General features: G+C 49.2%; 29 protein-coding genes and 1 tRNA gene. 25 read left to right on the forward strand and 5 right to left on the reverse strand.

Annotated elements, in window-relative coordinates:
- Positions 1-100: 100 nt before the first annotated feature.
- The 3 genes from SFW65_06035 to SFW65_06045 are packed head-to-tail and all read left to right on the forward strand — an operon-like array spanning position 101 to position 2870.
- The gene (locus tag SFW65_06035; protein ID MDX1922668.1) at positions 101-508 is read left to right on the forward strand and encodes a hypothetical protein; all 408 of its coding nucleotides are present in this window, start codon (positions 101-103) and stop codon (positions 506-508) included.
- Entirely contained in the window at positions 417-1670 is a 1254-nt protein-coding gene (locus SFW65_06040) for a terminase family protein (protein MDX1922669.1), read from the forward strand. The genes SFW65_06035 and SFW65_06040 overlap by 92 nt, the downstream gene beginning before the upstream one ends.
- A gap of 15 nt (positions 1671-1685) precedes the next feature.
- Positions 1686-2870: a phage portal protein gene (locus SFW65_06045; GenBank protein MDX1922670.1), complete on the forward strand. Its 1185-nt coding sequence runs from the start codon at positions 1686-1688 to the stop codon at positions 2868-2870.
- Between the two features lies 1 nt (position 2871).
- Here the strand turns inward: SFW65_06045 and SFW65_06050 are convergent, their stop codons facing one another.
- Complete coding sequence (locus tag SFW65_06050; protein ID MDX1922671.1) at positions 2872-3531, reverse strand: hypothetical protein; 660 nt, start codon at positions 3529-3531, stop codon at positions 2872-2874.
- 88 nt (positions 3532-3619) lie between these two features.
- Between SFW65_06050 and SFW65_06055 the strand changes: the two genes are divergently transcribed.
- The 11 genes from SFW65_06055 to SFW65_06105 all read left to right on the forward strand — a co-directional run bounded on the left by SFW65_06055 (position 3620) and on the right by SFW65_06105 (position 9945).
- Positions 3620-4171, forward strand: a complete 552-nt coding sequence (locus SFW65_06055) for an HK97 family phage prohead protease (protein ID MDX1922672.1) — start codon at positions 3620-3622, stop codon at positions 4169-4171.
- A 22-nt stretch (positions 4172-4193) separates the two neighbouring features.
- On the forward strand, positions 4194-5411 hold the full coding sequence (locus SFW65_06060; GenBank protein MDX1922673.1) for a phage major capsid protein: 1218 nt from the start codon (positions 4194-4196) through the stop codon (positions 5409-5411).
- 88 nt (positions 5412-5499) lie between these two features.
- Positions 5500-5892: a hypothetical protein gene (locus SFW65_06065; protein MDX1922674.1), complete on the forward strand. Its 393-nt coding sequence runs from the start codon at positions 5500-5502 to the stop codon at positions 5890-5892.
- A gap of 96 nt (positions 5893-5988) precedes the next feature.
- A complete protein-coding gene (locus SFW65_06070) occupies positions 5989-6642 on the forward strand; it encodes a phage head-tail connector protein (protein MDX1922675.1) in 654 nt (217 codons plus the stop codon).
- Between the two features lie 11 nt (positions 6643-6653).
- The gene (locus tag SFW65_06075; protein MDX1922676.1) at positions 6654-6980 is read left to right on the forward strand and encodes a phage head closure protein; all 327 of its coding nucleotides are present in this window, start codon (positions 6654-6656) and stop codon (positions 6978-6980) included.
- Positions 6977-7384 carry a DUF3168 domain-containing protein gene (locus tag SFW65_06080; protein ID MDX1922677.1) on the forward strand — a complete coding sequence of 136 codons (408 nt, stop codon included), beginning with the start codon at positions 6977-6979 and terminating at the stop codon, positions 7382-7384. The genes SFW65_06075 and SFW65_06080 overlap by 4 nt, the downstream gene beginning before the upstream one ends.
- Positions 7385-7399: 15 nt before the next feature.
- Entirely contained in the window at positions 7400-7813 is a 414-nt protein-coding gene (locus SFW65_06085; GenBank protein MDX1922678.1) for a phage tail tube protein, read from the forward strand.
- 1 nt (position 7814) lies between these two features.
- Positions 7815-8147, forward strand: coding sequence for a hypothetical protein (locus tag SFW65_06090; protein ID MDX1922679.1), 333 nt, complete (start codon positions 7815-7817; stop codon positions 8145-8147).
- Between the two features lie 15 nt (positions 8148-8162).
- The gene (locus SFW65_06095) at positions 8163-8408 is read left to right on the forward strand and encodes a phage tail assembly chaperone (GenBank protein MDX1922680.1); all 246 of its coding nucleotides are present in this window, start codon (positions 8163-8165) and stop codon (positions 8406-8408) included.
- A 68-nt stretch (positions 8409-8476) separates the two neighbouring features.
- Entirely contained in the window at positions 8477-9103 is a 627-nt protein-coding gene (locus SFW65_06100) for a DUF2460 domain-containing protein (protein ID MDX1922681.1), read from the forward strand.
- Positions 9100-9945 carry a DUF2163 domain-containing protein gene (locus tag SFW65_06105; protein MDX1922682.1) on the forward strand — a complete coding sequence of 282 codons (846 nt, stop codon included), beginning with the start codon at positions 9100-9102 and terminating at the stop codon, positions 9943-9945. Before SFW65_06100 ends, SFW65_06105 begins: the two co-directional genes overlap by 4 nt.
- Here the strand turns inward: SFW65_06105 and SFW65_06110 are convergent.
- Positions 9942-10349 (reverse strand): hypothetical protein, encoded by a 408-nt coding sequence (locus tag SFW65_06110; GenBank protein MDX1922683.1) that lies wholly within the window; start codon positions 10347-10349, stop codon positions 9942-9944. The genes SFW65_06105 and SFW65_06110 overlap by 4 nt on opposite strands.
- A 3-nt stretch (positions 10350-10352) precedes the next feature.
- On the opposite strand from SFW65_06110, the gene SFW65_06115 reads away from it, so the two are divergent.
- Genes SFW65_06115 through SFW65_06145 form a run of 7 tightly spaced genes read left to right on the forward strand, consistent with a single transcriptional unit; the run spans position 10353 to position 17119 of the window.
- Entirely contained in the window at positions 10353-10985 is a 633-nt protein-coding gene (locus SFW65_06115; protein ID MDX1922684.1) for a hypothetical protein, read from the forward strand.
- A gap of 5 nt (positions 10986-10990) precedes the next feature.
- Positions 10991-11410 carry an NlpC/P60 family protein gene (locus SFW65_06120; GenBank protein ID MDX1922685.1) on the forward strand — a complete coding sequence of 140 codons (420 nt, stop codon included), beginning with the start codon at positions 10991-10993 and terminating at the stop codon, positions 11408-11410.
- Positions 11411-14824 carry a phage tail protein gene (locus tag SFW65_06125; GenBank protein ID MDX1922686.1) on the forward strand — a complete coding sequence of 1138 codons (3414 nt, stop codon included), beginning with the start codon at positions 11411-11413 and terminating at the stop codon, positions 14822-14824. It begins immediately after the preceding gene.
- Positions 14825-14843: 19 nt separating this feature from the next.
- Positions 14844-15992 carry a DUF2793 domain-containing protein gene (locus tag SFW65_06130; GenBank protein MDX1922687.1) on the forward strand — a complete coding sequence of 383 codons (1149 nt, stop codon included), beginning with the start codon at positions 14844-14846 and terminating at the stop codon, positions 15990-15992.
- 11 nt (positions 15993-16003) lie between these two features.
- Positions 16004-16276 (forward strand): hypothetical protein, encoded by a 273-nt coding sequence (locus tag SFW65_06135; GenBank protein ID MDX1922688.1) that lies wholly within the window; start codon positions 16004-16006, stop codon positions 16274-16276.
- A complete protein-coding gene (locus tag SFW65_06140) occupies positions 16276-16722 on the forward strand; it encodes a lysozyme (GenBank protein ID MDX1922689.1) in 447 nt (148 codons plus the stop codon). The genes SFW65_06135 and SFW65_06140 overlap by 1 nt, the downstream gene beginning before the upstream one ends.
- Complete coding sequence (locus SFW65_06145; GenBank protein MDX1922690.1) at positions 16715-17119, forward strand: 3TM-type holin; 405 nt, start codon at positions 16715-16717, stop codon at positions 17117-17119. The genes SFW65_06140 and SFW65_06145 overlap by 8 nt, the downstream gene beginning before the upstream one ends.
- A gap of 16 nt (positions 17120-17135) precedes the next feature.
- On the opposite strand, the gene SFW65_06150 is transcribed toward SFW65_06145, so the two are convergent.
- Together SFW65_06150 and SFW65_06155 are read right to left on the reverse strand one after the other, a co-directional pair.
- A complete protein-coding gene (locus SFW65_06150; GenBank protein MDX1922691.1) occupies positions 17136-17975 on the reverse strand; it encodes a prephenate dehydratase in 840 nt (279 codons plus the stop codon).
- A complete protein-coding gene (locus tag SFW65_06155) occupies positions 17972-18733 on the reverse strand; it encodes a 3-deoxy-manno-octulosonate cytidylyltransferase (protein ID MDX1922692.1) in 762 nt (253 codons plus the stop codon). Before SFW65_06155 ends, SFW65_06150 begins: the two co-directional genes overlap by 4 nt.
- Positions 18734-18960: 227 nt before the next feature.
- Between SFW65_06155 and SFW65_06160 the strand changes: the two genes are divergently transcribed.
- The 3 genes from SFW65_06160 to SFW65_06170 all read left to right on the forward strand — a co-directional run bounded on the left by SFW65_06160 (position 18961) and on the right by SFW65_06170 (position 20432).
- A complete protein-coding gene (locus SFW65_06160) occupies positions 18961-19437 on the forward strand; it encodes a cytochrome c family protein (protein ID MDX1922693.1) in 477 nt (158 codons plus the stop codon).
- 97 nt (positions 19438-19534) lie between these two features.
- Positions 19535-19621: transfer RNA gene (locus SFW65_06165), tRNA-Leu, on the forward strand.
- Between the two features lie 58 nt (positions 19622-19679).
- A complete protein-coding gene (locus SFW65_06170; protein MDX1922694.1) occupies positions 19680-20432 on the forward strand; it encodes a hypothetical protein in 753 nt (250 codons plus the stop codon).
- 99 nt (positions 20433-20531) lie between these two features.
- Here the strand turns inward: SFW65_06170 and SFW65_06175 are convergent, their stop codons facing one another.
- The gene (locus SFW65_06175) at positions 20532-21080 is read right to left on the reverse strand and encodes an OmpA family protein (GenBank protein MDX1922695.1); all 549 of its coding nucleotides are present in this window, start codon (positions 21078-21080) and stop codon (positions 20532-20534) included.
- A gap of 119 nt (positions 21081-21199) precedes the next feature.
- Here SFW65_06175 and SFW65_06180 point away from each other — a divergent pair, with 119 nt between their 5' ends.
- Positions 21200-22402 (forward strand): CCA tRNA nucleotidyltransferase, encoded by a 1203-nt coding sequence (locus SFW65_06180; GenBank protein ID MDX1922696.1) that lies wholly within the window; start codon positions 21200-21202, stop codon positions 22400-22402.
- The last annotated feature ends 37 nt before the right edge of the window (positions 22403-22439 follow it).

Consider the following 22439-nt stretch of genomic DNA (forward strand, 5'->3'; position numbering starts at 1 on the left):
TCAAAAAGGGAATAGATTTGCGCTAATGCCCGCATTTGCTGTATTGACTATGACACGGCGTGGTGCGCCCAACGACAGAATCCTATAAAACCTAATAAATATGCATGATGAACAGCTTCCTACATGGCAGGAACGGCTGGCGAAGTTGCGTGCAGGAAAGACACAGCTTTGCGCAGCACACGAGTTGCAAACGAGTCTTAACTGCGATCTTCGCTCCACCGACATTAGCAGTGAGGCGCTCATGACCATCATCGCGATTATGAAAGATAATGATGATCCCAAAGTGCAAATGGCAGCTGCCAAGATGTTACTCGAACAAAAAAAATCTGCGCCAATAATGACCGCGCACCCTGAACATAATCTTCCAACTGCTGATGATGTGGATGCCGCAATCGCTCTTGCTAAATCAGTATTGGATGAATTGGCCCGAATCAAAACGCAAAAGCTGGATGGCGCGGGCGAAGTGGTTGCTGGCAGCGCGCCCGGAACAGATAACCCCGCAAGGTGATTGGCGCATATGGCTGGTTCTGGCGGGGCGAGGTTGGGGAAAAACGCTCACCGGTGCCCAGGATGCGGCGTATTTTGCGCTATGGAATGATGGCGCGCGTATTGCGATTGTCGCGCCAACCACCAGCGATGCGCGCGACACCTGTGTGGAAGGCCCAAGCGGATTATTAAGCGCGTTGCCTGGTGAATCTATTGCGAGCTGGAACCGCTCGCTGAGTGAACTGGTTTTAAAAAACGGTAGCAGGTTTAAATTATTTTCTGCTGATGAACCGGAACGGTTGCGCGGGCCACAATTTCACCGCGCGTGGGCTGATGAACTGGCGGCGTGGAAAAGTCCGCAGGCGTTTGACCAATTGATGATGGGGCTGCGTTTGGGAAAACATCCGCAACTGGTGATCACGACCACGCCAAAGCCCATCAGCATCATCAAGGATTTGGTGAAACGCGTGGGCAAGGATTTGATTTTAACGCGCGGACGAAGTGAAGAAAATGCCGGGAATTTGGCGCCGCATGTATTGGCGGATTTACGCGAACGCTATGGCGGCACGCGCATAGGACGCCAAGAGCTGGATGCTGAAATTGTAGAAGATATGGAAGGTGCGCTGTGGTCGCATGCTGCGCTAGATGCGGCGCGTGTAGCGCACCCACCCGATAATCTGGAGCGGATCGTTATAGCAATTGACCCGGCCGTAACCAGCCACAGCACCAGCGATGAAACAGGTGTAGTGGCAGCTGCCAGAAGTAATGATGGAAAATTTTATGTGCTGGCCGATGTATCTGGGCAGATGACACCCGATGGCTGGGCGCGGCGTGCAATTGCGCTGCGCGATGAATTGGGCGCAGATTTGATTATTGGCGAAGTGAACGAGGGCGGCGATTTGATTGAACGGATGTTGCGCCTTGCCGACCCCTATGTCGCATTTAAAGCCGTGCGTGCAACCAAGGCAAAGGCCGCACGCGCCTTTCCAGTTGCGGCATTGTATGAGCGCGGAATTGTGCACCATGTGGGTATGCACAAGGCGCTTGAAGACCAGATGTGCAAATTCACTGGCCAAGGGTTGAAGGATGGTTCGCCCGACCGTGTCGATGCGATGGTCTGGGCGATGAGCGAATTGATGCAGGGAACGCATCATGCGCCACGTGTTCGCAATATCAGTTTTTAAATGAGAGGACTAACGATGGAATGGCCAGCTTTTCTAACGCGTAAGCCAAAAATGCGCAGCGTTGCCGCACAAAAAACATCCGCATCAGGGCCGGTGGTTGCATATTCGCATGTTGGCAAACCGCGCTGGACTCCGCGCCGCTATGATGCATTGGCCGAAGAAGGCTATCGCAAGAATGTGGTCGCATGGCGCTGTATTTCCGAAGTTGCCAGAGCATCCGCCAGCATACCGTGGCTGCTTTATGATACGGACCATCAGGAATTGGAAGATCATCCGCTTAAAGAGCTGCTGAAACATCCAAACCCTTTGCAAGGTACCGCGCAGTTTTTAGAAAGCGTGTTCAGCTATTACCAGATTTCGGGGAATGTGTATATCGAAGCGATACGTCCGAATGAGGGCAGCGCGCCAGTTGAGCTATATGTGCTGCGCCCAGACCGTATGCGTGTGATACCGGGCGAAAGCGGTTTGCCGCTTGGGTATGAATATCAGGTTAGCGGGCGCACGGTGCGCTGGGCCGCAGATCCGTTCACGGGCGCGAGCAATATTTTGCATTGGAAGGCGTTTCATCCATTGGATGACTGGTATGGCATGGCGCCATTGGAAGCTGCGATGACTGCAATTGACCAGCATAATGCCGCTAGCGCATGGAACCAAGCGTTACTGAACCAAGCAGCGCGACCATCGGGCGCGTTGATTTATTCACCCAAGGATGGCCCAACGCAATTAAGTGATGAGCAATTCCGGCGGTTGAAAGAAGAGCTGGAAGAACATTATCAAACACCGCGCAACGCCGGACGCCCGCTTATTCTGGAGGGTGGGCTGGATTGGAAGGAAATGGGATTAACGCCAAAGGATATGGATTGGCTGGCAGGGCGTAAACGTGCCGCACAAGATATTGCATTGGCATTTGGTGTGCCCGACCAGTTGATCAGCATTTCGGAATCGCAAACCTATGCCAACATGGCAGAAGCTCGATTAGCTTTATATGAAGAAACCGTTTTGCCATTGGTGCAGCAATTCAGAGGTGAGTTGAACCGTTGGCTCACGCCCATGTTCGATGACACGTTGCGACTTGAAATCGATGCAGACGAAATCCCGGCGCTCGCCGCGCGGCGTGACATGGTGTGGGATAAAATCGGCAAAGCTGATTTCCTTTCGCGCAATGAAAAACGCCAAGCCGTTGGTTATCCGCCAGAATGATTTAATCGATCACGAATGGTTTTAATTTTGCATCGGTAATGCGCGGTGTGTCAGCGGGTGCAGGTTTGTGAGGTGTTACATCACGAGGTTCAGTTGATGTTGGGTGCAGATCATCGATCACTAAGGTGCTGATGCCGAATTTGCGGCGGAGCATATCTTTTGAATCGGTGCGCATCATCCAGGACATAACTGGAGAAATGACATAAACAGTACCGATCAACGCAAAATCGACAAAATTACGTACAGATGGGTAGTCCGAGTTCGCCAAGTGATTCTGTTGGATCATAAGCGGCGTTAAAATCATCAACCATGCGGTGGTTGTATTCATCAGGCCAACCTTCAGGCCTGCTTCTGCGGCGATCCGTGCTGCATCGAGTTTAGGGATACCTGGTATCTTTGACATTTGACGGTATTGATCAACGGCATCGAGAACAGTGGCTGCAAAAGGAGATGCGGTAATCACCGGAGTAATGAATTTGCTGAATGCAATCGCACCAGATGATGGAAGACAGGTTTCAAGTGCAGCGCATCCCAATACTGCAACTCCGCCGATTAAACCATAAGCGGTTGCGCGAAATGCATACGTCCGCGATGCCCAAAAGCGTGCGATGCGGCTTTTGTATTTATGTTGTTGCGGCTCATGTTCGATGATCTGTGACATGTGCCGATTATATCGAAAAATGTGTGCGGTTATACTTTCATGGCACAAGAATTTTGAAAATTAACCATACTGTGAATGTGGATGAAGCATGAAAACAAAATATATGACTGCGCTGTTTGAAGTAAAAGAACTGGGCAGTGAAGGATTTATCGCGGGTTACGCATCGGTCTTTGGTGAGGTTGATGCGCAAAGTGATGTTGTGGCAAAGGGTGCGTTTACGCGCAGTCTTTCCAGATACAAACAAAGCAAAAGCAACCCTGCCATGCTGTGGATGCATGATACCGGTGAACCCATCGGCGTGTGGACAAGCGTGAATGAAGATGCCCGCGGCCTTCGCGTTGAAGGAAAGCTGGCGGTTAAAACGCAGCACGGGGCAGAAGCCTATGAACTTTTAAAAATTGGTGCGGTGAGCGGGCTTTCCATCGGCTATTCGGCGATTAAAAGCGTGAAGGATAGTAAAACAAAAATCCGCACACTGACGGAAGTAGAACTTTATGAAATATCGCTGGTTACATTCCCCGCCAATTCATTGGCGCGCGTGCATACCGTGAAAGAACATACGGATAACCAATTAAACCATAACGAGTTTCAGGCCATCGTTATGCGCTTACGAAACACGGCCAACGCTTTAAAAAACTAAACCAAAACTAATGGAGACATGGATGACTGACTTGATGGAAATCAAGGCGGCAACGGGTGAGCTTGCTCATGCGTTTGAAGCCTTTAAAGAAGCAAATGATGAACGACTGGCATCGCTGGAACGCAAGCGCGGCGATGTGGTATTGGAAGAAAAAGTTGATCGCATCAATAGCGATGTAACCAAACTGCAAGATACGGTTGCGGCATTTAAAACCGCATTCAAACGCCCCGGTAAAGCGGGCGAGATGGTTCAAGAACCATCCGAACACAAGCGCGCATTTTTGCGTTATGTCACGAAGGGCGCGGAGCAGGATCTATCCGGTCTTGAAGCCAAGGCGATGAGTGTCATTTCAGACCCTGATGGTGGTTATCTGGTTCCTTCGGAAATGTCAGACCGAATTATCACGCGCCAGTTTGATACAACCCCAATGCGCCAATTGGCAACCGTGATGACCGTATCATCGGATGCCGTTGAAATGCTGCGTGATACGGATGACAGCGAAGCATTTTGGGTCAGCGAGCTGGATAGCCGCGTTGATTCAGAACCCGGTCAATTTGGCCGTATCCGCATTTCGGTGCATGAATTACATGCGCAGCCAAAAGCAACGCAAAAACTGCTCGATGATGCAAATGTGAATGTTGAAGAGTGGATTATCGGAAAAATTGCGGCACGCTTTGCACGCCGTGAAAACGCAGCTTTTGTCACCGGTGATGGTGTGGCTCAACCACGCGGTTTCACCAGTTATTCGGTTGCGGCAACTGCCGATGCAACCCGCCCATGGGGTACGTTTGAATATTTTCCATCTGGCGCAGCGGCCGCATTTGCTTCAACCGCCCCAGCTGATGCGATTATCAGCCTGATGCATAAATTAAAGGCAGGGTATTTGCCAAACGCATCATGGCTGATGCCGCGCGCGGTATCCGAACTCATCCGTAAGATGAAGGGCACAACCAATGACAGCTATTTGTGGCAGCCAAGCTTGCAAATCGGCACACCGGCAACCTTGCTGGGCTTCCCGGTTTATCTTGGGGAAGACATGCCAGCCGTGGCTGCGAGCAGCTTGTCACTGGCATTTGGTAACTTTGCTGAAGCCTACACCATTGTTGACCGTATTGGCATGCGTATTTTGCGTGATCCATTTACCTCCGCACCATTTGTTAAGTTCCGTTGCACCAAGCGTGTTGGCGGCGATGTTACCAATTTTGATGCGTTGAAATTCCTGCGCTTCAGCGTTTCGTAAAATAGCTCAAATGCTGCATGGCATGCCCGCATCAGTGGGCATGCCAGCGGTCGCTGACATAACTATTATTCAAATTAGGAGATAACTCATGGCTTTAAAAGATCTTGAAAACAGAATTAGCGTTGCGCAAAGCCTTGCGCCTGCGGTGCGTAACGCAACAGCAAATGGCACGGGCATTGATTTGCAGGGCTTTAATTCGGCAATGGTGGTGTTCAATTTTGGTGCATGGACAGATGGAACACATACACCCTCACTGCAACATTCAACCGATAACTCTACCTATGTGACCTGCGACAGTAATTCGATGAACGGCACATTTGTTGCTGTATCAAGCGGCGCGGGTGCAAACACCATTCAGAAAATCGGTTATACGGGCGGGTATCGTTACATCCGCGCGGTGATGACTGTTTCGGGCGCAACAACAGGCGCTGCTGCAAATGCGGTGGTGCTACGCAGCCATCCGGCGGTAGGTCCGGTTTAATTAGCGTATAATAAGTAATCCCAAGCTAACGTAGTACTAACTCAAGGGCAGGTTTGCAGCGATGCAGCCTGCCTTTTTCTTTTAAGCAGGTTTTTCATGACAGCATTGGTCCGAACCACGCCGCCAGCAAGCGAGCCGATAAGTCTTTCGGAAGCTAAAGCGCATGTGCGCGTGAGCATTAGTGATGATGACGCATTGATAACCAATTTGATTACAGCAACACGGATGATATGCGAAGAGTTCACTGGCCGCGCACTGATAACGCAAGGATGGCGGTTATGGCTTGATACATTTCCAGGCGACCGCTTGGCGTGGTGGGATGGAACACGCGAAGGCGCGGCATCGAAACTAACGGTGAAGCGGTTTATTCTCATGCCGCGCGCGCCATTGCAAAGCATTAGCGCCGTAAATGTATATGCCGACGATGATAGCAGCGTTGTTTTTTCGCCCACGCTATATTTTGTAGATAGCAATGCCGAGCCAGGGCGGTTGGCGTTGCGCAATAACGCATCATGGCCAGTGCCACAACGCGCAAGCAACGGAATTAGCGTTGATTTTACCGCGGGATATGGCGCGGCAAGCGCGGTACCGCAGGCATTGAAGCAAGGCATGCTCGCGCACATTGCACAGCTTTATGAACATCGCGGCGAAGGGCTGCGTTTAAATGGGGATGCACTTTCGGTGAAGGCTTTGCCGGATATTGTTCAGGCGCTTTACCAGCCATTCCGCGTACAGCGTCTGCGTTACTAGGGGAATTTCAGATGTTCGGAATCGGAACTTACCGTCAGCGCTTATATGTGCAGCAGGAAAACCCGGTTGCGGATACTGGCGGCGGCAATGCCATGGCGTGGACCACCATCAATACCATTTGGGCATCGATTGAACCTGTTAGCGGCAATGAACAAATGATTGCAGGCAAGCCAAGCGGCACGGTTACACATCGCATTCATACGCGTTATGACGCAACCATCACACCCGCGATGCGGCTTATGCTGGGTAGCCGCATCTATAATATCCGTTCCATCAAAAATATTCAGGAACGCAACCGCGTATTGGAAATTCTTGCCGAAGAAGGCGTCGCGACATGACCACATCACTTTTTGCAGTGCAGGAAGCTGTGTATGGTGCACTGACATCCAGCACAGCACTGCAAGCATTACTGGGTAATCCGGTTCGATTATATGATGTGATACCACCTGCTGCGTTGTTTCCATATGCGACGCTTGGCGATGTATTGATAAAAGAATTTGATACAAAAGACCAGACCGGATTTGAGCAATCACTCATTCTGCATGTGTGGTCGCGTTACCGCGGGCGCAAGGAACTCAAGCAAATCATCCAGACCATTTATGATGTGTTGCATAACAGTGCACTGAGTATAACCGGCGCAAATTATGTATCTTGCCAGTTTCAATCCGCCAGCACGCTTCAGGAAAATGATGGCCTGACGCTTCATGGCATCCTTCGTTACCGAATAATTGTTCAGCATTAAAACCAGGAGAAGAATATGACCCAAAACGCCCGAACCGGACGGACCTTGCTGATTGCCGATGGCACAGGAGTTGGCGCAACCGTGATTGCTGCGATGCGATCGACGAATTTTACTATTCAAGGCAAGGCCGTTGATGTCACCGATAAAAGCAGCACCAACCAATACCGAGAATTATTGGCAGGTGCTGGCGTGGTTAGCGTAACCGTTGGAGCCAAGGGATTGCTGAGCGGTTCAACACAAACGCAAACACTTGTCACAAGGGCGATTAGCCGCAGCGTAGATAGCTACCGGATTACCTTTGATAACGGCGATGTATTGGAAGGACCATTCCAGTTGGTACAGTTTGAAGCAGCGGGTGATTATAATAACGAGCAAACCTATCAGCTTAGTTTTGAATCCGCTGGCGCGCTCACATTTACTACGGTGTAATATGACGGGTGTAGCGATGCGTGAATATAATCCGGCGCGCGGCGATGTGCTGATCAGTCTTTTGGAATATGAATTCATCATGCGCCCCAGTTTTCATGCGATTGCATTGCTGGAAGAGCATTTCAAACGGGGTATAATCGATATTGCCCGCGATTACCATAATAGCAAAATTTCCCATGCCGGTGATTTTGTAGCCATTGTGCAGGCAGGATTAAAAGGTGCGGCGCAAGACGTGCCTGCTGATTTGCCAGACAGGATTATTGGCACGGGGTTAACGCAAATTATCGAACCATGCGGGAAGTTTCTAGCCCACGCTTGTGGAATAAAATGTTAATAGCTCAAACGCCGCATGGCTTCGCTCGCATTGGCTCGCGGGCCAGCAATCGCTGTCCTTATGGATGAGTTCACAAAAAATGCGATGGGTACAGCCTGTGGCGTAATGGGCTGGGCACCAGACGTGTTTTGGCAAGCAACGCCATTTGATTTATTAAACGCGTGGCATGGGTATGAAACATTTCATGGCCTGAAACCCGCGAATGATTTGACGCATGCTGACGTGCGCGAGTTAAGAAAAATATTAAACGACTTAAAATAGCTCAAACGCCGCAAGGCTTTGCTCGCATAAGCTCGCGGGCCAGCGGTCGCTGCCTTTAAGGATAAAAAATGGCCTTTGATGAAGTTCAGTTTCCGTTACGCGTAGGTTTTGGCAGTTCCGGCGGGCCAGCCTTTTCAACCGAAATCGTTACGATTGATGGCGGGTATGAACGTCGCAACCAGAACTGGAGCCAGGCGCGCAGACATTTTGATGCATCAACAGGTTTACGTAATGCAAGCGATGTTGCAACGCTAATTACATTCTTCCATGCGCGCGCGGGTCGTGCACGGGGTTTTCGTGTGAAGGACTGGAGCGATTATACAAGCGCAGCAGATGGCCTTTCCGCCAGTGCATTTAATGATCAGAGTATCGGCACGGGTAATGGCACACTTACGCAATTTCAACTCAAGAAAAACTATATCAGTGCCAGTATTACCCATGCACGCGATATACGAAAACCTGTTTCAGGCAGCGTGACCATTGGCGTAAATGGTGTGCAGGCATTAAGCGGGTGGAGCGTGGATACTGCAACCGGTATTGTCACCTTTGCGACGGCGCCGATTGCTGCTGCCGCGATTACCGCTGGCTTTACCTTTGATGTTCCTGTGCGGTTTGATACCGACCAGCTACGTTTAAGCGCGCAGGACTTTCAGCAATATACATCCAGTATTCCGTTGGTGGAGGTGCGGGTATGAAGACTGTCTCACCTGAATTGCAAACGCATCTATCAAAAGAACTTTCAACACTTGCAACGCTGGTTAAAATTACACGCAAAGATAATGTGGTATTGGGGTTCACAACCACGGATAAAGATTTAGTGATCGGTGGCGTTACCTATAAGGCCGATGGCGCCTTTCAGGCGAGCGCCATTCAGAATCGCGCTGCGCTTTCAACAGATAATCTGGATATTATTGGTTTGCTGGACAGCGCAAGCATCAGTGACGCGGATTTGCGCGCAGGGTTATATGATCATGCACGTATCGATGTGTATATGTGCAATTGGGCGGATTTAACCCAAGGCGTGATGCAGTTGCGCCGTGGATGGCTTGGTGAAGTAAAGCTGATCGGCGGCAAATATCAGGCTGAATTACGTGGATTTCTTGATTTATTGCAACGGCCATTTGGCAAAACCTATTCGCCCGAATGCCGTCACGGATTTGGGGATACAAGTTGTAAAATAAATTTGGCGAGTTTTACAGTAACGGGCAGCGTGAGCAGCGTCGTTGACGCGTCACAGTTTACCGATGCAACGCGCAGTGAAGCCAATAATATATTTAACTATGGATTGCTGACGTGGACATCGGGCGCAAATACCGGCCTTTCGATGGAGGTAAAAAGTTTTATAGCAAAGCAATTCACGTTATGGCTGCCCATGCCCTATCCCATAACGGTCGGCAACAGCTATTCGGTTTATAATGGATGCGATAAACGGTTTGCAACTTGCCAAAGTATATTCAACAACGCGGTAAATTTTGGCGGCTTTCCGCATTTGCCAGGGGTTGACCGTACATTGAATTACCCCGATGCACGAAGTTAGCGCAAATCATGCGTCACGTTTTGACGGCCCGTGGACGTGAAGAATAAACATTCGTGCTGATCACCGCGGTAATCCACATGATGGACTTTTTTATCGAGCATCCATAAACGCAGTTCGCAATTGTATTGAGAACGCTTGCTTTTGCCCAAGAGGTAAGACGTTTTGCGGTTGTATTGCATAAGCTTGAAACCGTTATCCAGTGAAATGGAACGGTTGGGCGGACCGTAAAGCGTGATTAATTGGTCGCGGGTCAGGCCAACAAGACGGCGATTAAGTTCAATATCCGTTTCGGTGTTGCCATTCTGTAGCTCACCTTCGCCGCCATAGCTGTGCAATCGTGAACCAATGCATCCGCTGATGGATAGTAATAAGAGGCAGCAACACATACGAAGAAAGATATGCATCCGATGACCTTTGACGCGAATCAACAAGAAATACAAGAAGCAACGCAGAAGACAGACGATGGCTTTAAGCGCGCAGGAAAATCATCCGATGAACTTACCGCTAAACTTGATAAACTCAAACAAGAATTTTCTAAAACATCTGATGTTATCAAGGATAGCTTTGCGAAATCGTTAGGCGATGCGATTAAGGGCAGCGACACATTTTCAAACGCGTTTGATAAAATCCGCAAATCACTGGAAGATTTTACTATTAAAGCCGCTGTTATCAATCCGCTCAGCGATATTCTGTTTGGCGGTGATACCCCTCGTCTTGATAGCATCACAAAGATCGGCGATGTTTTGCCGACTAGAGGCACTGGCGGTTTGCTTGGTGATTTGACCAATGGCATCGCCGATTTATTCGGTGCGCGTGCGTTTGGCGGGCCAGTTGCTGCGGGGCAACCTTATCTGGTTGGGGAGCGCGGGCCAGAATTGTTTGTGCCGCAAACATCAGGACGGATAAACCCAGATGTTGGTAGCGCCGTAAGCATTGTGATGAACATTACCACAAATGACGCTGCAAGTTTTCAAAGTAGCCAGACACAAATTGCCGCATCGATGATTGATGCAGCACGCAGAGCACAGCGGATTAGATAATCAACATGAATGATACCAAGCAAACACTGGTAACTGCCGCCAGAGCATGTATCGGCACGCCGTTTTATCACCAAGGGCGCATCGCGGGCATCGGGCTTGATTGTATTGGACTTGTCATCCATGCAGTAAAGCAAATCGGTATACCCGTGAATGACCAAACCGATTATGGCCGCGAGCCGGAGGGTGAGCGGCTTCACGCCGCGCTTATTGCGCATGGGTTTGAACAGGTGAATGATATTACTGCGGGTGATGTATTGCTATTTCGCTTTAATGGCGAAGCGCAACATGTGGGATTGGCCGTTTCACATGATGCAATGGTCCATGCCTATGCACCCATCGGCCGTGTGGTTGAAACGGGGCTGGGCGAGACATGGCAACGGCGTATTGCAGGCATATATCGCGCCGCTAATATTGAGGAATTATAAATGGCATCGCTTGTTTTAACGATTGGCGGGTCAGCGCTGGGCAACGCGCTATTGCCGGGTATTGGCGGCGCGTTGCTGGGTGGGATTGGCGCGTATGTTGGCGGGCAGATCGATAATGCGGTATTTGGAAGCAGTCATATTAAAGGCCCGCGTCTTGAAAATCTGAAAATCCAAGATTCTACCTATGGCAAATCTATTCCCGTGGTGTATGGCAATGCGCGTATTGCAGGAAATGTAATTTGGACAAGTGATTTAATTGAAACATTATCGAGCGATCAGGTAGGCGGGAAGGGCGGCAGCACCAGCGCATCGGTGCAGCGCGCCAGCTATTCGGTGGATTGCGCAATTGCAATTGGTATGGGGATGGCCGGTGCCAGCATTGGCAACATCCGCACCATTTGGGCAGATAGTAAAATTATTTACAGCGATGGCAGATGGAATGCGAATGTCATCGCAGATGCCGAATTTTATACCGGCACGGAAACACAAAACCCGTCCCCCTTGATGGAAGGGTATTTGGGTGTTGGTAACGTACCCGCGTATCGCGGCGTTGCGTATGCGGTGTTTCATCGCTTGCAGCTTGCCAATTTTGGCAACCGACTGCCGAATATGACGTTTGAATGCTATCCCGCTGATGCCAGCGTTGCGCCGCGCTTTCTTGGCGCAACAAATTCTGCCTTACTATCGCGTCCGCAAACCGCAGCCAGTTATAATGCGATGCCAGCTATTCCGCTTGCGCGCGCAGGTTCCAGCATTACGCGCATGGTGATGGGCGGCGTTATCCAAACCGGAACATCCTTTCAATTCGCTGCGGTTGAAATGGATTTGACAGGCAATGTGCCCGTTGAAATCAACCGCAGCTTAAGTGCCAGCATTACCCGCAGCAGCGATATGGTGGATGTAAGCTGGGCGTTAAGCCCGGATGGAACCAGCATCGCATTTTATATGCAGCATTCAGATGCCTTTAATCCGGCGACGATTGCGATTTATAAAATTGCCTCGCGTAGCTTTGGAACTCTTTTGAGCGATAATCTTGGCTATTCCAGCGCGCTTAATCAAATCGCATGGCTTGATGAACAGCGCTTCGTGTTACAGGATGTGGTTTCAGGTGAATGCGGCGTTCGTGTGTATGCGATGGCCGGCACAGCGGTAGTATCGCTGGGATTTTTTGGGGTATGGGGTGTTGGCAGCAGTGCAACCCGTTATCCATTGCCTTTTGCGCAATTTTGTAAATTATCTGGCGGGCTTTGCTTCTTGATGGGTGATGTGGCTGTCACGCCGACATCGCTTTATACGCGCACACTGGCTTGGCAGAATAATGGTTTGGTGGTTGGTAGTGAAATTCTGTTGAGTAACACGTTGGCAGGTTTTAGTTCGATCAATTGCGCATTATTGCCGCTTAGTGCGAATGAATTTGTGCTTGCGCGCCTAGGCACATCTGATATTCGTTTGCTTAGCTTTACTGCCAATTTCAATACATCGATTGTAACGCGTGGCTGGACAAGCATAGCAATATCGCCAAGCGGTGATTTATCAATTTCTATCCGAGATGGACGCATCTGTTTTCTGCACGAAGCGTTTAGCACGGTTTCATATCGGTACGGCGAAATCGCTGTAACAGCGACGGGATTTAGTTTAACAACGGCCAGCACACTGGTAACGGGAAGTTACAGCGGTACGTTAAATAACTTTAGTTTGTATCCGGTTGATGCGACGCGGTTTGTGGTGCAGGCAACAGGGGGTTCCGGCATCATTTCCCGCATTGCGTTGATTGAGCGTGCAGCAGCTGAGCAGAACCTGAGTGCTATCGTCGCGGATATTTTAACGCGCGCAGGATATGTGGGTAGTGATTATGATGTCAGCGCGCTTGGCAATTCCAGTGTACAGGGATATGTGGTGGATGATGTTTCATCCGCGAGAGCTGCACTTGAACCATTGCAAGCCTATCAGCCTTTTGATCTGATTGAAACGGATGGCATTTTAAAAGCAAAAATATATAGCGCAGCAATTAATATAACCGTGCCGGAAAGCGAAGTTCGCGCATCACCAGAAAAGCAAGACCAACCACCTGCATTACAGACAACGCGCGGGCAGGAACTGGATTTACCGCGTGAGGTAAGTGTGGATTACCTTGACCCCGCGCTTGATTTCCAGCGCGGGTCGCAACGTGCACGCCGTATTGCGAGTAATGCCATGGCAGTTGAAACCATGCGCCTGCCCGTTGTGTGCCCAGCGCAAAAAGCGAAACAGATTGCTGAAAGCCAGCTTTACCGGCGATGGGCAGAACGTAGCGAGCATGAATTGTATATCAATCGTAATTACGCGCCGTTGGATACCGGTGATGTGATTAGCTTTTCAGGGCAGGCGCTGCGCATCACGCACATCAATCAGCAGGGCGGGGTCTTAAAAACGCAGGCTGTTCCCATTTCCGATTTGGTGTTGAATAGTTCGGCAATTGCGGATGGCGGCAAGGGTGTAAGCCGCGATATGCTATCGCTGATTTCCAGTACGCTTTGTTTGATCGATGCCGGGTTGCTTCAGGCTGAAGATGATCAGCCAGGATTTTATGTGGCCATGTCCGGCTCTGCCGCATGGCCTGGCGCAAGTCTGATGCGTTCAACCGATGGTAGTAATTACGCGGTGCAAGACAGTTTCAGTTTGCCTGCAACCATTGGTTTGGCAACAACGGTCTTACCGCCGCGCCCAGTGCATTATATGGACAGAGCAAGCACCGTAACGGTTGCCTTACTTCGTGGCAATCTTTCCAGTTGCAGTAGCGCGGATTTATTTAATGGTAGTAATGCGGCATTGCTTGGCGATGAAATCATCCAGTTTCAGAATGCCAATTTGAACGCAGATGGCACTGTTACGCTTTCAAACTTGCTGCGTGGCCGCAAGGGGAGTGAAGGTGCAACATCAACCCACATTACGGGGGAGCGTTTTGTCTTACTTCAACCCGCAACCGTGCATTTCTTGCCATTGAACAGCAGCGATCGTGGCCGAACATTTTATTACCGCGCTGCTTCCATCGGACAGGATGTGCATGATGTGGCAGACACTGTGTTTGTACCGCAGATAAACAATCTAAAGCCCCTTGCACCGTGTCATGTGACGGCAAACCGTAATAGTAGCCTGGATATAACGCTGGCATGGAAACGCCGCGCCCGCAGCAATAGCGAATGGATTGATTTAATCGACGTACCGCTTGATGAGACAAGCGAGTTATATGATGTTGAAATTATGAATGGCAGCACTGTGGTTAGAAGCTTTCTAAACCAGCCAAGCCCGATGCTAACTTATACAGCCGCGCAGCAGATTGCCGATTTTGGTGCGGCGCAAAGCACCGTCACCATCAACATATATCAGCTGAGTGCGCGTTTTGGACGCGGCAATCCAGCAATTGCCACAGTTTAACATATAAACGGAGAACCCCATGGCCAACACACCGCGCCTGAACATGCCTTATCTAATCGCAGGACAAGCGCAAAAGGAAATTTCACATAATGATGCGCTGAACGATATGGATAGTTTGGCCCAGATATCGGTTATCAATAAAACAACCGCTACGCCGCCCGCTACGCCTGCTGATGGGGATAGTTATATCATTGCCGCAAGCCCGACAGGTGTGTGGGCTGGGAATGCCAATGCGATTGCATCGTATTATTCAGGATGGCGCATAAAAACACCAAAAACCGGCTGGTTTGCCTATGTGCAAGCTGAAGCTGTGTTCTATCTGTTCGATGGTAGCACGTGGAATGTGTATAAGGGTGTTGTGCCATTAGGTTCAGCTGCTGCACCGTCCTATAGTTTTATCGGGGATAGTGATACCGGCATTTACAGCCCGGGTGCAAATCAGGTCGCTATTGCGACGGGCGGAGTGCAACGTATGTCGGTGGATGCATCTGGCAATACCAATGTTGCAGGAGTTTTGGCGACATCCAATCATACCATTACCTCGAATAGTTCCACAGCTTTGATTGTTGGCCCTAATGGCGCCACTAATCCCGTATTGCAGATCGATGATTCTACAGTTTCACAAAATGCAGGACTGAAACTGGTGGGTGGCACGACGGGTACGGCTCCGCAATTGCAAGTTACATCGCCGGATACCAATCAGGCATTAGTATTTTTGACCAAGGGAAATTCGCCATTCCGTTTTTCGAATAACTCAGCCGCAGTTGCAACGCCAAACACCGACCCGACTGTCAAAATCCGAAATCTTTCGGCCACTACGAATAATGCCAGTGTATTACAGTTTGAAAATACCAGTGGGCAAGCGGTTGCGCAAATTGATGGCGTGAATGAAAGCCACAGCGTGAAAACCGGTTCGATGGTATTTTATACCGGTATTTCTGGAACGCTGACACAAGTAATGAAGCTGGACAGCTCGGCGAATGTAATTTTCGGAACCGCAGCTATTTCAACCAGCGCAACGAATGGTTTTGTTTATATCCCCACCTGTGCGGGTGCGCCTACGGGTGTTCCAACATCTTACACAGGGCGCGTCCCGATGGTTTACGACACAACAAACAACAAACTATGCATCTACAACGGCGCATGGAAAACCGTAACGCTGACTTAAAGGTGAGTGATATGACACCAAGGCGCTTTTCAATTGATAAACGTGTTCCGCTGGCGCTTATGTTCACAGTGCTGTTGCAATTGGGCGGGGTGGTATGGTGGGCATCCTTTACCCAGGCGCAGGATAATTTTCGCGATGTACGGTTGCATGAATTGGAGATGCGCCATAACAAAGATATAGAAAAACAGGACCATATCCTTGAGCGCCTGACACGGCTTGAAGCGCACAGTGATATGCAATTGGAATTATTGCAGCGCGTTGATGCATTTATCCGGAAGAAATAATGATGCGCACGATGAACGATGCCGGATTTGCATTGCTTAAAGCACATGAGGGGCTAAAGCTTCAGGCTTATTTGTGTCCTGGCGGTGTTTTGACGATTGGGTATGGGCATACGGGCGACGTAAAGCCGTTGCAACAAATTACCATCGAGGAAGCGGAACGCTTGCTACAAAAGGATGTTGCGCGGTTTGAGCGCTGCATTAATCATTCTGTGCTTATTCCGCTTACATCAAACCAGTTTTCAGCATTGGTATGCTTTGCGTTTAATATCGGGGTGGAGGCATTTTTACGCTCCACTCTTCTCAATTTACTCAATCGCGGTTGGTATGAACAAGTGCCAGCACAATTAATGCGTTGGACGATGTCACGCGGTGTGGAATTGCCAGGGCTGATCACGCGCCGAAAGGATGAAGCGGCGTTATGGAATAAGGAAGATGCAGATGTTTGAAATTATATTTCCGTTTATTTCCAAGCTAATTGACCGGATTATTCCGGATGAAACAACGCGCGCCGCCGCCAAACTGGAACTGATGAAGTCAGAAAACCAGCAGGTGTTAAACGAAATGCAGGCAAGCCTTTCTGCCATATTGGTTGAAGGCGGCAGTAGTGATAAATGGACAAGCCGCGCGCGCCCTAGCTTTCTTTATGTGATGTATGGCGTGATTGTATTATGCTTTGTTGGCGGGATTATTGGCATCTGGTATCCCGCAGCAACCACGCAGGCAGCAGCCAATATCAACGCCTTGCTGCGTGCCTTGCCGCAGGATTTATATAATTTGTTTGCGATGGGTTATCTGGGGTATGCGGGTGCCAGAAGTTTTGACAAATGGCATAAGACTAAATGATTTTAAGTCTTGCGGCCTAAGATTTACGAAATGGATGCGCCGGATAAACACCAAGGATTTTTATCTCTTCCGCGAAGAAGTTTAATTCTTCAAATGCCAGCTTCAATTGTTTATCGTCTTTATGGCCTTCCACATCGGCATAGAATTGCGCCGCGGTGAATTTATTATCGACCATGTAGCTTTCGATTTTGGTGATGTTCACCCCGTTTGATGCAAAACCGCCAAGTGCTTTGTACAGCGCGGCAGGAACTGAGCGCAAACGGAATACGAATGATGTAATGCATTCGCTTTTGCCAACCTCCGGAACGACCGCTTCGCGCGCCATCACCAGAAAGCGCGTTGTGTTTCCCACCTGATCATTAATATTTCCAGCGAGGCTTTGTAAGCCATAAATCTTTCCAGCAAGACTTGATGCAATCGCGGCGATGCTTGGATCATTCAAGGGTTTCAAATCCGCCGCTGAACCTGCTGTATCTTCTTTCATTACCGGTTTTATCGCGTGGCTGCGCAGGAAATTCTTGCATTGGCTTAATGCCTGAATGTGGCTATGCGCAAATTTGATATCGCCAAGCGTTGCACCGGGCAGGCCCAGCAAGTGGTGTTCCACCGGTTGATAGTGCTCGGCAATAATATGCAAGCCGCCATTGGGAAGAATGTGATGAATATCCGCAACGCGCCCAGCGGTTGAATTTTCAAATGGCATCATGAAATAGGTTGCCTTGGCTTCGTGCACTGCCGCGAACGCATCTTCAAACGAATTGCAGGGAAGGGTTTGCCAATCGGGAAATACCGCGTGGCATGCCAAATCGGAATAAGCACCGGGACGACCCTGAAATGCGATTATTTTCTTGTTCATTTTCTTCCACCTAATACTTCGCGTGCTTTTTCCAAATCCTGCGGCGTATCAACGCCAAGCGGCAAGGTATCGATAATGGTTGCATCAATGCGCAACCCGATTGCCAGTGCCCGTAACTGTTCAAGTCCTTCGCGTTTTTCCAATGTGCTGCGCGGGCTTTTTACAAAGCGTTCCAGCGCGCTGCGGCGATACGCATATAATCCCACATGACAATAATAAGGGCCAGCCCCCGAAGGTGCTGCAACGCGCGTGAAATAATGGGCGCGGCCTGTTTGCACGCCTTCCGGTAATTCGACAACCGCTTTTACAACTTGCGATGCGTGTATATCCGCTTCGCTGGTAATCGGCGTAATCAGCGTTGCAATATCAGCATCAGATTTCTGCAGCGTTTCATAAGCCGTGCGAATGTACTTAGATTCCAATGTTGGCACATCGCCCTGCACATTGATTACCGCATCGTGCTTGCCTTCAGGGTCCAATTTCGTCAGCGCCTCATAAATTCGATCGGAACCCGTAGGTAGATTTGCATTGGTAAGTACTGCTTCCCCGCCTGCTGCGTTAATCGCATCAACAATTTCCTTTTCTGCCGCTGCAACCACCACGCGGCCAAGCTTTGCTTCGCTGGCGCGTTTCCATACATGGACAATCATGGGCGTGCCCGCAATATCGGCAAGCGGTTTACCCGGCAGACGTGCAGCCTGCATCCGCGCAGGTATCAACAGAATAGGATTCGAAAGGTTTTTCGGCGCGTTTGTCATAACCTATTGATTTGCCTTAGATTTAAGTTATGGTCAAGCAGAACAGCCACAGTATTCAAAAACCACGCTGCTTGCGGCAATAGAACGCATGACAAAGCACATTGTTTTTCCTATACCATTGGCACCTCACGCAACATAAGGCGCGTACAAAATCTTACGAATATTCAGCTTACGGACACTCCATGCATAAAGGCTTCGATTTCAACAAACTTTTCGCCGGACTTTTAATGGCTGTACTGATTGCAAGCCTGTCTGGTTTTATCTCCCGTAAGCTGGTTGAAGGCCACGAACCCAAAGAAAAGGGTTACGCCGTCGCAGTTGCCGAGCATAGCGGTTCAGGCGAAGCCGCCGCCGAAAAACCAAAAGAAGCAGAGCCGATTGACGGCTTGTTGGCAACAGCGAGTGTGGAGAACGGACAAAAACTCTCACGCGCGTGCGCAGCGTGCCATAGCTTTGACAAGGGTGGTCCAAACCGCGTGGGCCCTGGTTTGTTCGGCTTAGTAGGTCATCAACAGGCAGCCCATGAAGGCTTTGCCTATTCCGAAGCCTTAAAGAACCTTAAGGGTAAGTGGTCGGAAGCCGAACTGAACAAGTGGCTCTTTAGCCCCAAAGCCTATGCGCCTGGCAATAAAATGGCATTTGCGGGTATTTCAAAAACCCAAGATCGCGCTGACTTAATTGCGTATTTAAAGTCGCTTAAGTAAGCCGCACTTTTTATGCTTGAAAAAGATTGGGTAAGGCCGTAATCCCTTGCCCTCACTTATGCTTATGCGCTTTAAGTAAAGCAGCTAAGCGCCGGATGCCCCGGTGGTGGAATCGGTAGACGCGGTAGACTCAAAATCTACTACTTGCAAGGGTGTGGGGGTTCAAGTCCCTCCCGGGGCACCAGTTCGATGTGAGCTTTAAGCTCTTCGCTTTTTACCCATAAGCAAGAAAACCCGCCGTCATGGAAGAACATCTAATCATCTACATTGATTTCCTAGGCTTTGCTGAGGCAACCGTAGAATGGGATGATAAGAAAGCTAAGCAAATAATAAAATTATTGCACGATTTAGCTAACCTGCGTTCTGAATTTAAATTGATTAAGACCGAAAGAAGTGATGGCCACTCAATTGAAATGCGCCCTACGGTTACTACCTTCTCGGATCATATTGTTATGAGTTATCCGATTGAAAAGCTGCAAATATTGGGAGGAGAAAATTTTATTGAGATAACTTTGTTTATGATTCAAAGACTAGTCGGCGCTTTAGCAGCGGCTGCTATGAACCTAGGATTGCTTATCCGTGGAGGCGCCACTATTGGCCAACTTTATCACGCTGATGCTGTTGTAATGGGTAAGGCCATGGTTGAGGCCTATAAGTTGGAGTCAAAAGTTGCCTTATATCCGCGTATAGCATTCTCTCGTAAGCTTTATTCAAGGGTACTAACAGAGTCGCGAAGTCTAATATTATCGAAAGATAACGACGGCATTACGCATCTTAACTATTTTTCTTCGATGGTTTTAGCTGGTGGTGGTGAGCCAGGAGAAGGCTTTCCGCTACGCTTAAAAATATGGTTAGATAATGCAAATGATGTAATCAAATCTAATATTGAAAATTTTGAGAAGAATGAAGATTGGAACAAACTTTCAAAGTGGGTTTGGTTTAATAAACACTTTGAGCCTATAGCTAAGATACATGCATCTAATTTTAAATTATAAAGGAAGCTTTCTGCACCAATCATTTTCTAAAATGCAGATACAAAAAAAAGGCGGCTGGGATAATCCCGAGCCGCCTTTTTCGTAAGCGTTATTCAGCTCTTACTTGTTCAACTGCCATTTGTGGCGGTCTTGAAGGGTTGAATGGTTGCGTGCTGTGTTTGAACCGCTTTCGATCATCAATGGAACGGTATCAACGGCAACATCCACACGGCGATCAGGGCTTAGGCATGCAGAAGCTGCGCTGCCTTTTACGCCTTCAGCGCAATCGGTGGATGGTTGGCTTTCACCCGCAGCCGTTACAAGCGCAGTGCGGACCGAAGTCACGCCTTGAGCTGAAAGATATCGTGCAACAGTGTTTGCACGGCGTGCGGACAATGCTTCGTTTGCTCTGTCGCTACCGCGGCGGTCGGCAAAACCGGTAACGGTTGCACCGGCGATCTTTTCATCGCTCAGCGATTTTGCAAAGGCGTTCAAGGTTGTCTTGGACTGTTCGGACAGGTTGTGTTTGCCTGTTTCGAAATATACGCTAACCTTGTCGGTATTGTTGTGAGTAAGATCGGCGCAAGCTGATAAGCTGAGTGCGAGCGCTGATAGCATAACGAGTGCGGTGGTTTTTTTGATTTGGGTTTTCACAGATTGATCTTTCATTGAGTTCTCCAGCAAAGAAATTAGAACGTGATACGTGGATGGCGTTAAACTAAAGAATGTTGTAGAGAGTGAAAAGTCCCTAATCGTCGAATTCCAGCCTTTCCTAGCGATTTTATGTTATGAGCACATCTGAACACCATGCCCTGAAGCTTATTGAACTGCTCAAAAAGGCCGGATACGAAACTCGTTTCGTTGGCGGCGCGGTTAGAGATGCATTATTAGGCATTCCGGTAGGTGAGGTTGATTTGGCAACAACCGCCCAACCCCAGGCGGTTACCAGCGTGCTGGAAGCGGCAGGTGTTAAGGTTGTGCCAACCGGCATCGCGTTTGGAACTGTGACCGCAGTGCTAGAGGGCAAGGGGTTCGAAATCACCACATTGCGGCGGGATATTCAAACCGATGGCCGTCATGCGGTTGTGCAATATACCGATGACTGGAAAGAAGATGCAGCGCGGCGCGATTTTACCATGAATGCGCTGTCGCGTGATGCTACGGGAAAACTTTATGATTATTTTGGCGGTATTGAAGATGCCAAAGCGGGTCGCGTAAAATTTGTGGGTGATGCTGCTGCGCGCATGAAAGAAGATGCGCTGCGGTTGCTGCGTTACTTCCGTTTTTACGCATGGCTTGGTAAGGAAGCGCCAGACGCCGCGACTATGCAGGCGATTGAAGCTGCGGCGAGCACTTTAAAAAACCTGTCGCGCGAACGTGTGTGGAAAGAAATCAAAAAACTGTTATCTGCGCCTAATCCATCCGATAGCTGGATGTTGATGCTGAAGCACAATGTGGTTGATGCATTTTTTCCTGAAGGCACGAATTTGAAAACATTATGCAATCTCATTTCCTATGAGCATGTGCGTCTGGTTGGGAAGGAGGCCAATCCGCTTTTGCGTTTGGCGGCGGTGCTGGATGGCCAAAAAATTGAAGCGGATGGATTAAAGGAACGCTTTGCGCTGTCGGGGCAAGAGACCCAGAAACTGGGTCTCTTTTTGAAAAATCCGTTATTCCAAGGCGGGGAAACCGACCTTCCTACTCTGTCTTTTGCGCTATACCGCTATGGCCTTGATTTAACTGAAGAATTTTTAGTTTTAAACATGGCCAAAGGTGCGCAATTTAATTGGGAATCGGCGCGTGACATGCTAGAAAACTGGCAGCCAAAAACCTTCCCTTTAAAAGGGGAAGATTTGCTGGTGATGGGCCTTCCACCGGGTCCGCGCATTGGTGAAATTTTGCATCAAGTCGAAGCATGGTGGGTGGCGCAAAATTTTGTGCCTGATCATGCCGCTTGCATCAAAAAAGCAAAAAGCCTGATCAACAATTAGAACAGTAAGGCGTTAAGAACAGTGTCGTTCTTTGTAA

Source organism: Alphaproteobacteria bacterium (assembly GCA_033762625.1).
Taxonomy (GTDB): domain Bacteria; phylum Pseudomonadota; class Alphaproteobacteria; order UBA9219; family RGZA01; genus RGZA01.

Excerpts from the sequence above, each read along its gene's own strand:
- SFW65_06160 (MDX1922693.1), top strand. The coding sequence starts at position 18,961 with ATGGCTGTACTGATTGCAAGCCTGTCTGGTTTTATCTCCCGTAAGCTG.
- SFW65_06130 (MDX1922687.1), top strand. The coding sequence starts at position 14,844 with ATGGCCAACACACCGCGCCTGAACATGCCTTATCTAATCGCAGGACAA.
- SFW65_06075 (MDX1922676.1), top strand. The coding sequence starts at position 6,654 with ATGTTCGGAATCGGAACTTACCGTCAGCGCTTATATGTGCAGCAGGAA.
- SFW65_06175 (MDX1922695.1), bottom strand. The coding sequence starts at position 21,080 with ATGAAAGATCAATCTGTGAAAACCCAAATCAAAAAAACCACCGCACTC.
- SFW65_06120 (MDX1922685.1), top strand. The coding sequence starts at position 10,991 with ATGAATGATACCAAGCAAACACTGGTAACTGCCGCCAGAGCATGTATC.
- SFW65_06055 (MDX1922672.1), top strand. The coding sequence starts at position 3,620 with ATGAAAACAAAATATATGACTGCGCTGTTTGAAGTAAAAGAACTGGGC.
- SFW65_06155 (MDX1922692.1), bottom strand. The coding sequence starts at position 18,733 with ATGACAAACGCGCCGAAAAACCTTTCGAATCCTATTCTGTTGATACCT.
- SFW65_06150 (MDX1922691.1), bottom strand. The coding sequence starts at position 17,975 with ATGAACAAGAAAATAATCGCATTTCAGGGTCGTCCCGGTGCTTATTCC.
- SFW65_06035 (MDX1922668.1), top strand. The coding sequence starts at position 101 with ATGCATGATGAACAGCTTCCTACATGGCAGGAACGGCTGGCGAAGTTG.
- SFW65_06180 (MDX1922696.1), top strand. The coding sequence starts at position 21,200 with ATGAGCACATCTGAACACCATGCCCTGAAGCTTATTGAACTGCTCAAA.
- SFW65_06145 (MDX1922690.1), top strand. The coding sequence starts at position 16,715 with ATGTTTGAAATTATATTTCCGTTTATTTCCAAGCTAATTGACCGGATT.
- SFW65_06140 (MDX1922689.1), top strand. The coding sequence starts at position 16,276 with ATGATGCGCACGATGAACGATGCCGGATTTGCATTGCTTAAAGCACAT.
- SFW65_06090 (MDX1922679.1), top strand. The coding sequence starts at position 7,815 with ATGACGGGTGTAGCGATGCGTGAATATAATCCGGCGCGCGGCGATGTG.
- SFW65_06105 (MDX1922682.1), top strand. The coding sequence starts at position 9,100 with ATGAAGACTGTCTCACCTGAATTGCAAACGCATCTATCAAAAGAACTT.
- SFW65_06060 (MDX1922673.1), top strand. The coding sequence starts at position 4,194 with ATGACTGACTTGATGGAAATCAAGGCGGCAACGGGTGAGCTTGCTCAT.
- SFW65_06065 (MDX1922674.1), top strand. The coding sequence starts at position 5,500 with ATGGCTTTAAAAGATCTTGAAAACAGAATTAGCGTTGCGCAAAGCCTT.
- SFW65_06115 (MDX1922684.1), top strand. The coding sequence starts at position 10,353 with ATGACCTTTGACGCGAATCAACAAGAAATACAAGAAGCAACGCAGAAG.
- SFW65_06080 (MDX1922677.1), top strand. The coding sequence starts at position 6,977 with ATGACCACATCACTTTTTGCAGTGCAGGAAGCTGTGTATGGTGCACTG.
- SFW65_06070 (MDX1922675.1), top strand. The coding sequence starts at position 5,989 with ATGACAGCATTGGTCCGAACCACGCCGCCAGCAAGCGAGCCGATAAGT.
- SFW65_06085 (MDX1922678.1), top strand. The coding sequence starts at position 7,400 with ATGACCCAAAACGCCCGAACCGGACGGACCTTGCTGATTGCCGATGGC.
- SFW65_06045 (MDX1922670.1), top strand. The coding sequence starts at position 1,686 with ATGGAATGGCCAGCTTTTCTAACGCGTAAGCCAAAAATGCGCAGCGTT.
- SFW65_06095 (MDX1922680.1), top strand. The coding sequence starts at position 8,163 with ATGGCTTCGCTCGCATTGGCTCGCGGGCCAGCAATCGCTGTCCTTATG.
- SFW65_06050 (MDX1922671.1), bottom strand. The coding sequence starts at position 3,531 with ATGTCACAGATCATCGAACATGAGCCGCAACAACATAAATACAAAAGC.
- SFW65_06125 (MDX1922686.1), top strand. The coding sequence starts at position 11,411 with ATGGCATCGCTTGTTTTAACGATTGGCGGGTCAGCGCTGGGCAACGCG.
- SFW65_06135 (MDX1922688.1), top strand. The coding sequence starts at position 16,004 with ATGACACCAAGGCGCTTTTCAATTGATAAACGTGTTCCGCTGGCGCTT.
- SFW65_06110 (MDX1922683.1), bottom strand. The coding sequence starts at position 10,349 with ATGCATATCTTTCTTCGTATGTGTTGCTGCCTCTTATTACTATCCATC.
- SFW65_06170 (MDX1922694.1), top strand. The coding sequence starts at position 19,680 with ATGGAAGAACATCTAATCATCTACATTGATTTCCTAGGCTTTGCTGAG.
- SFW65_06100 (MDX1922681.1), top strand. The coding sequence starts at position 8,477 with ATGGCCTTTGATGAAGTTCAGTTTCCGTTACGCGTAGGTTTTGGCAGT.
- SFW65_06040 (MDX1922669.1), top strand. The coding sequence starts at position 417 with ATGAATTGGCCCGAATCAAAACGCAAAAGCTGGATGGCGCGGGCGAAG.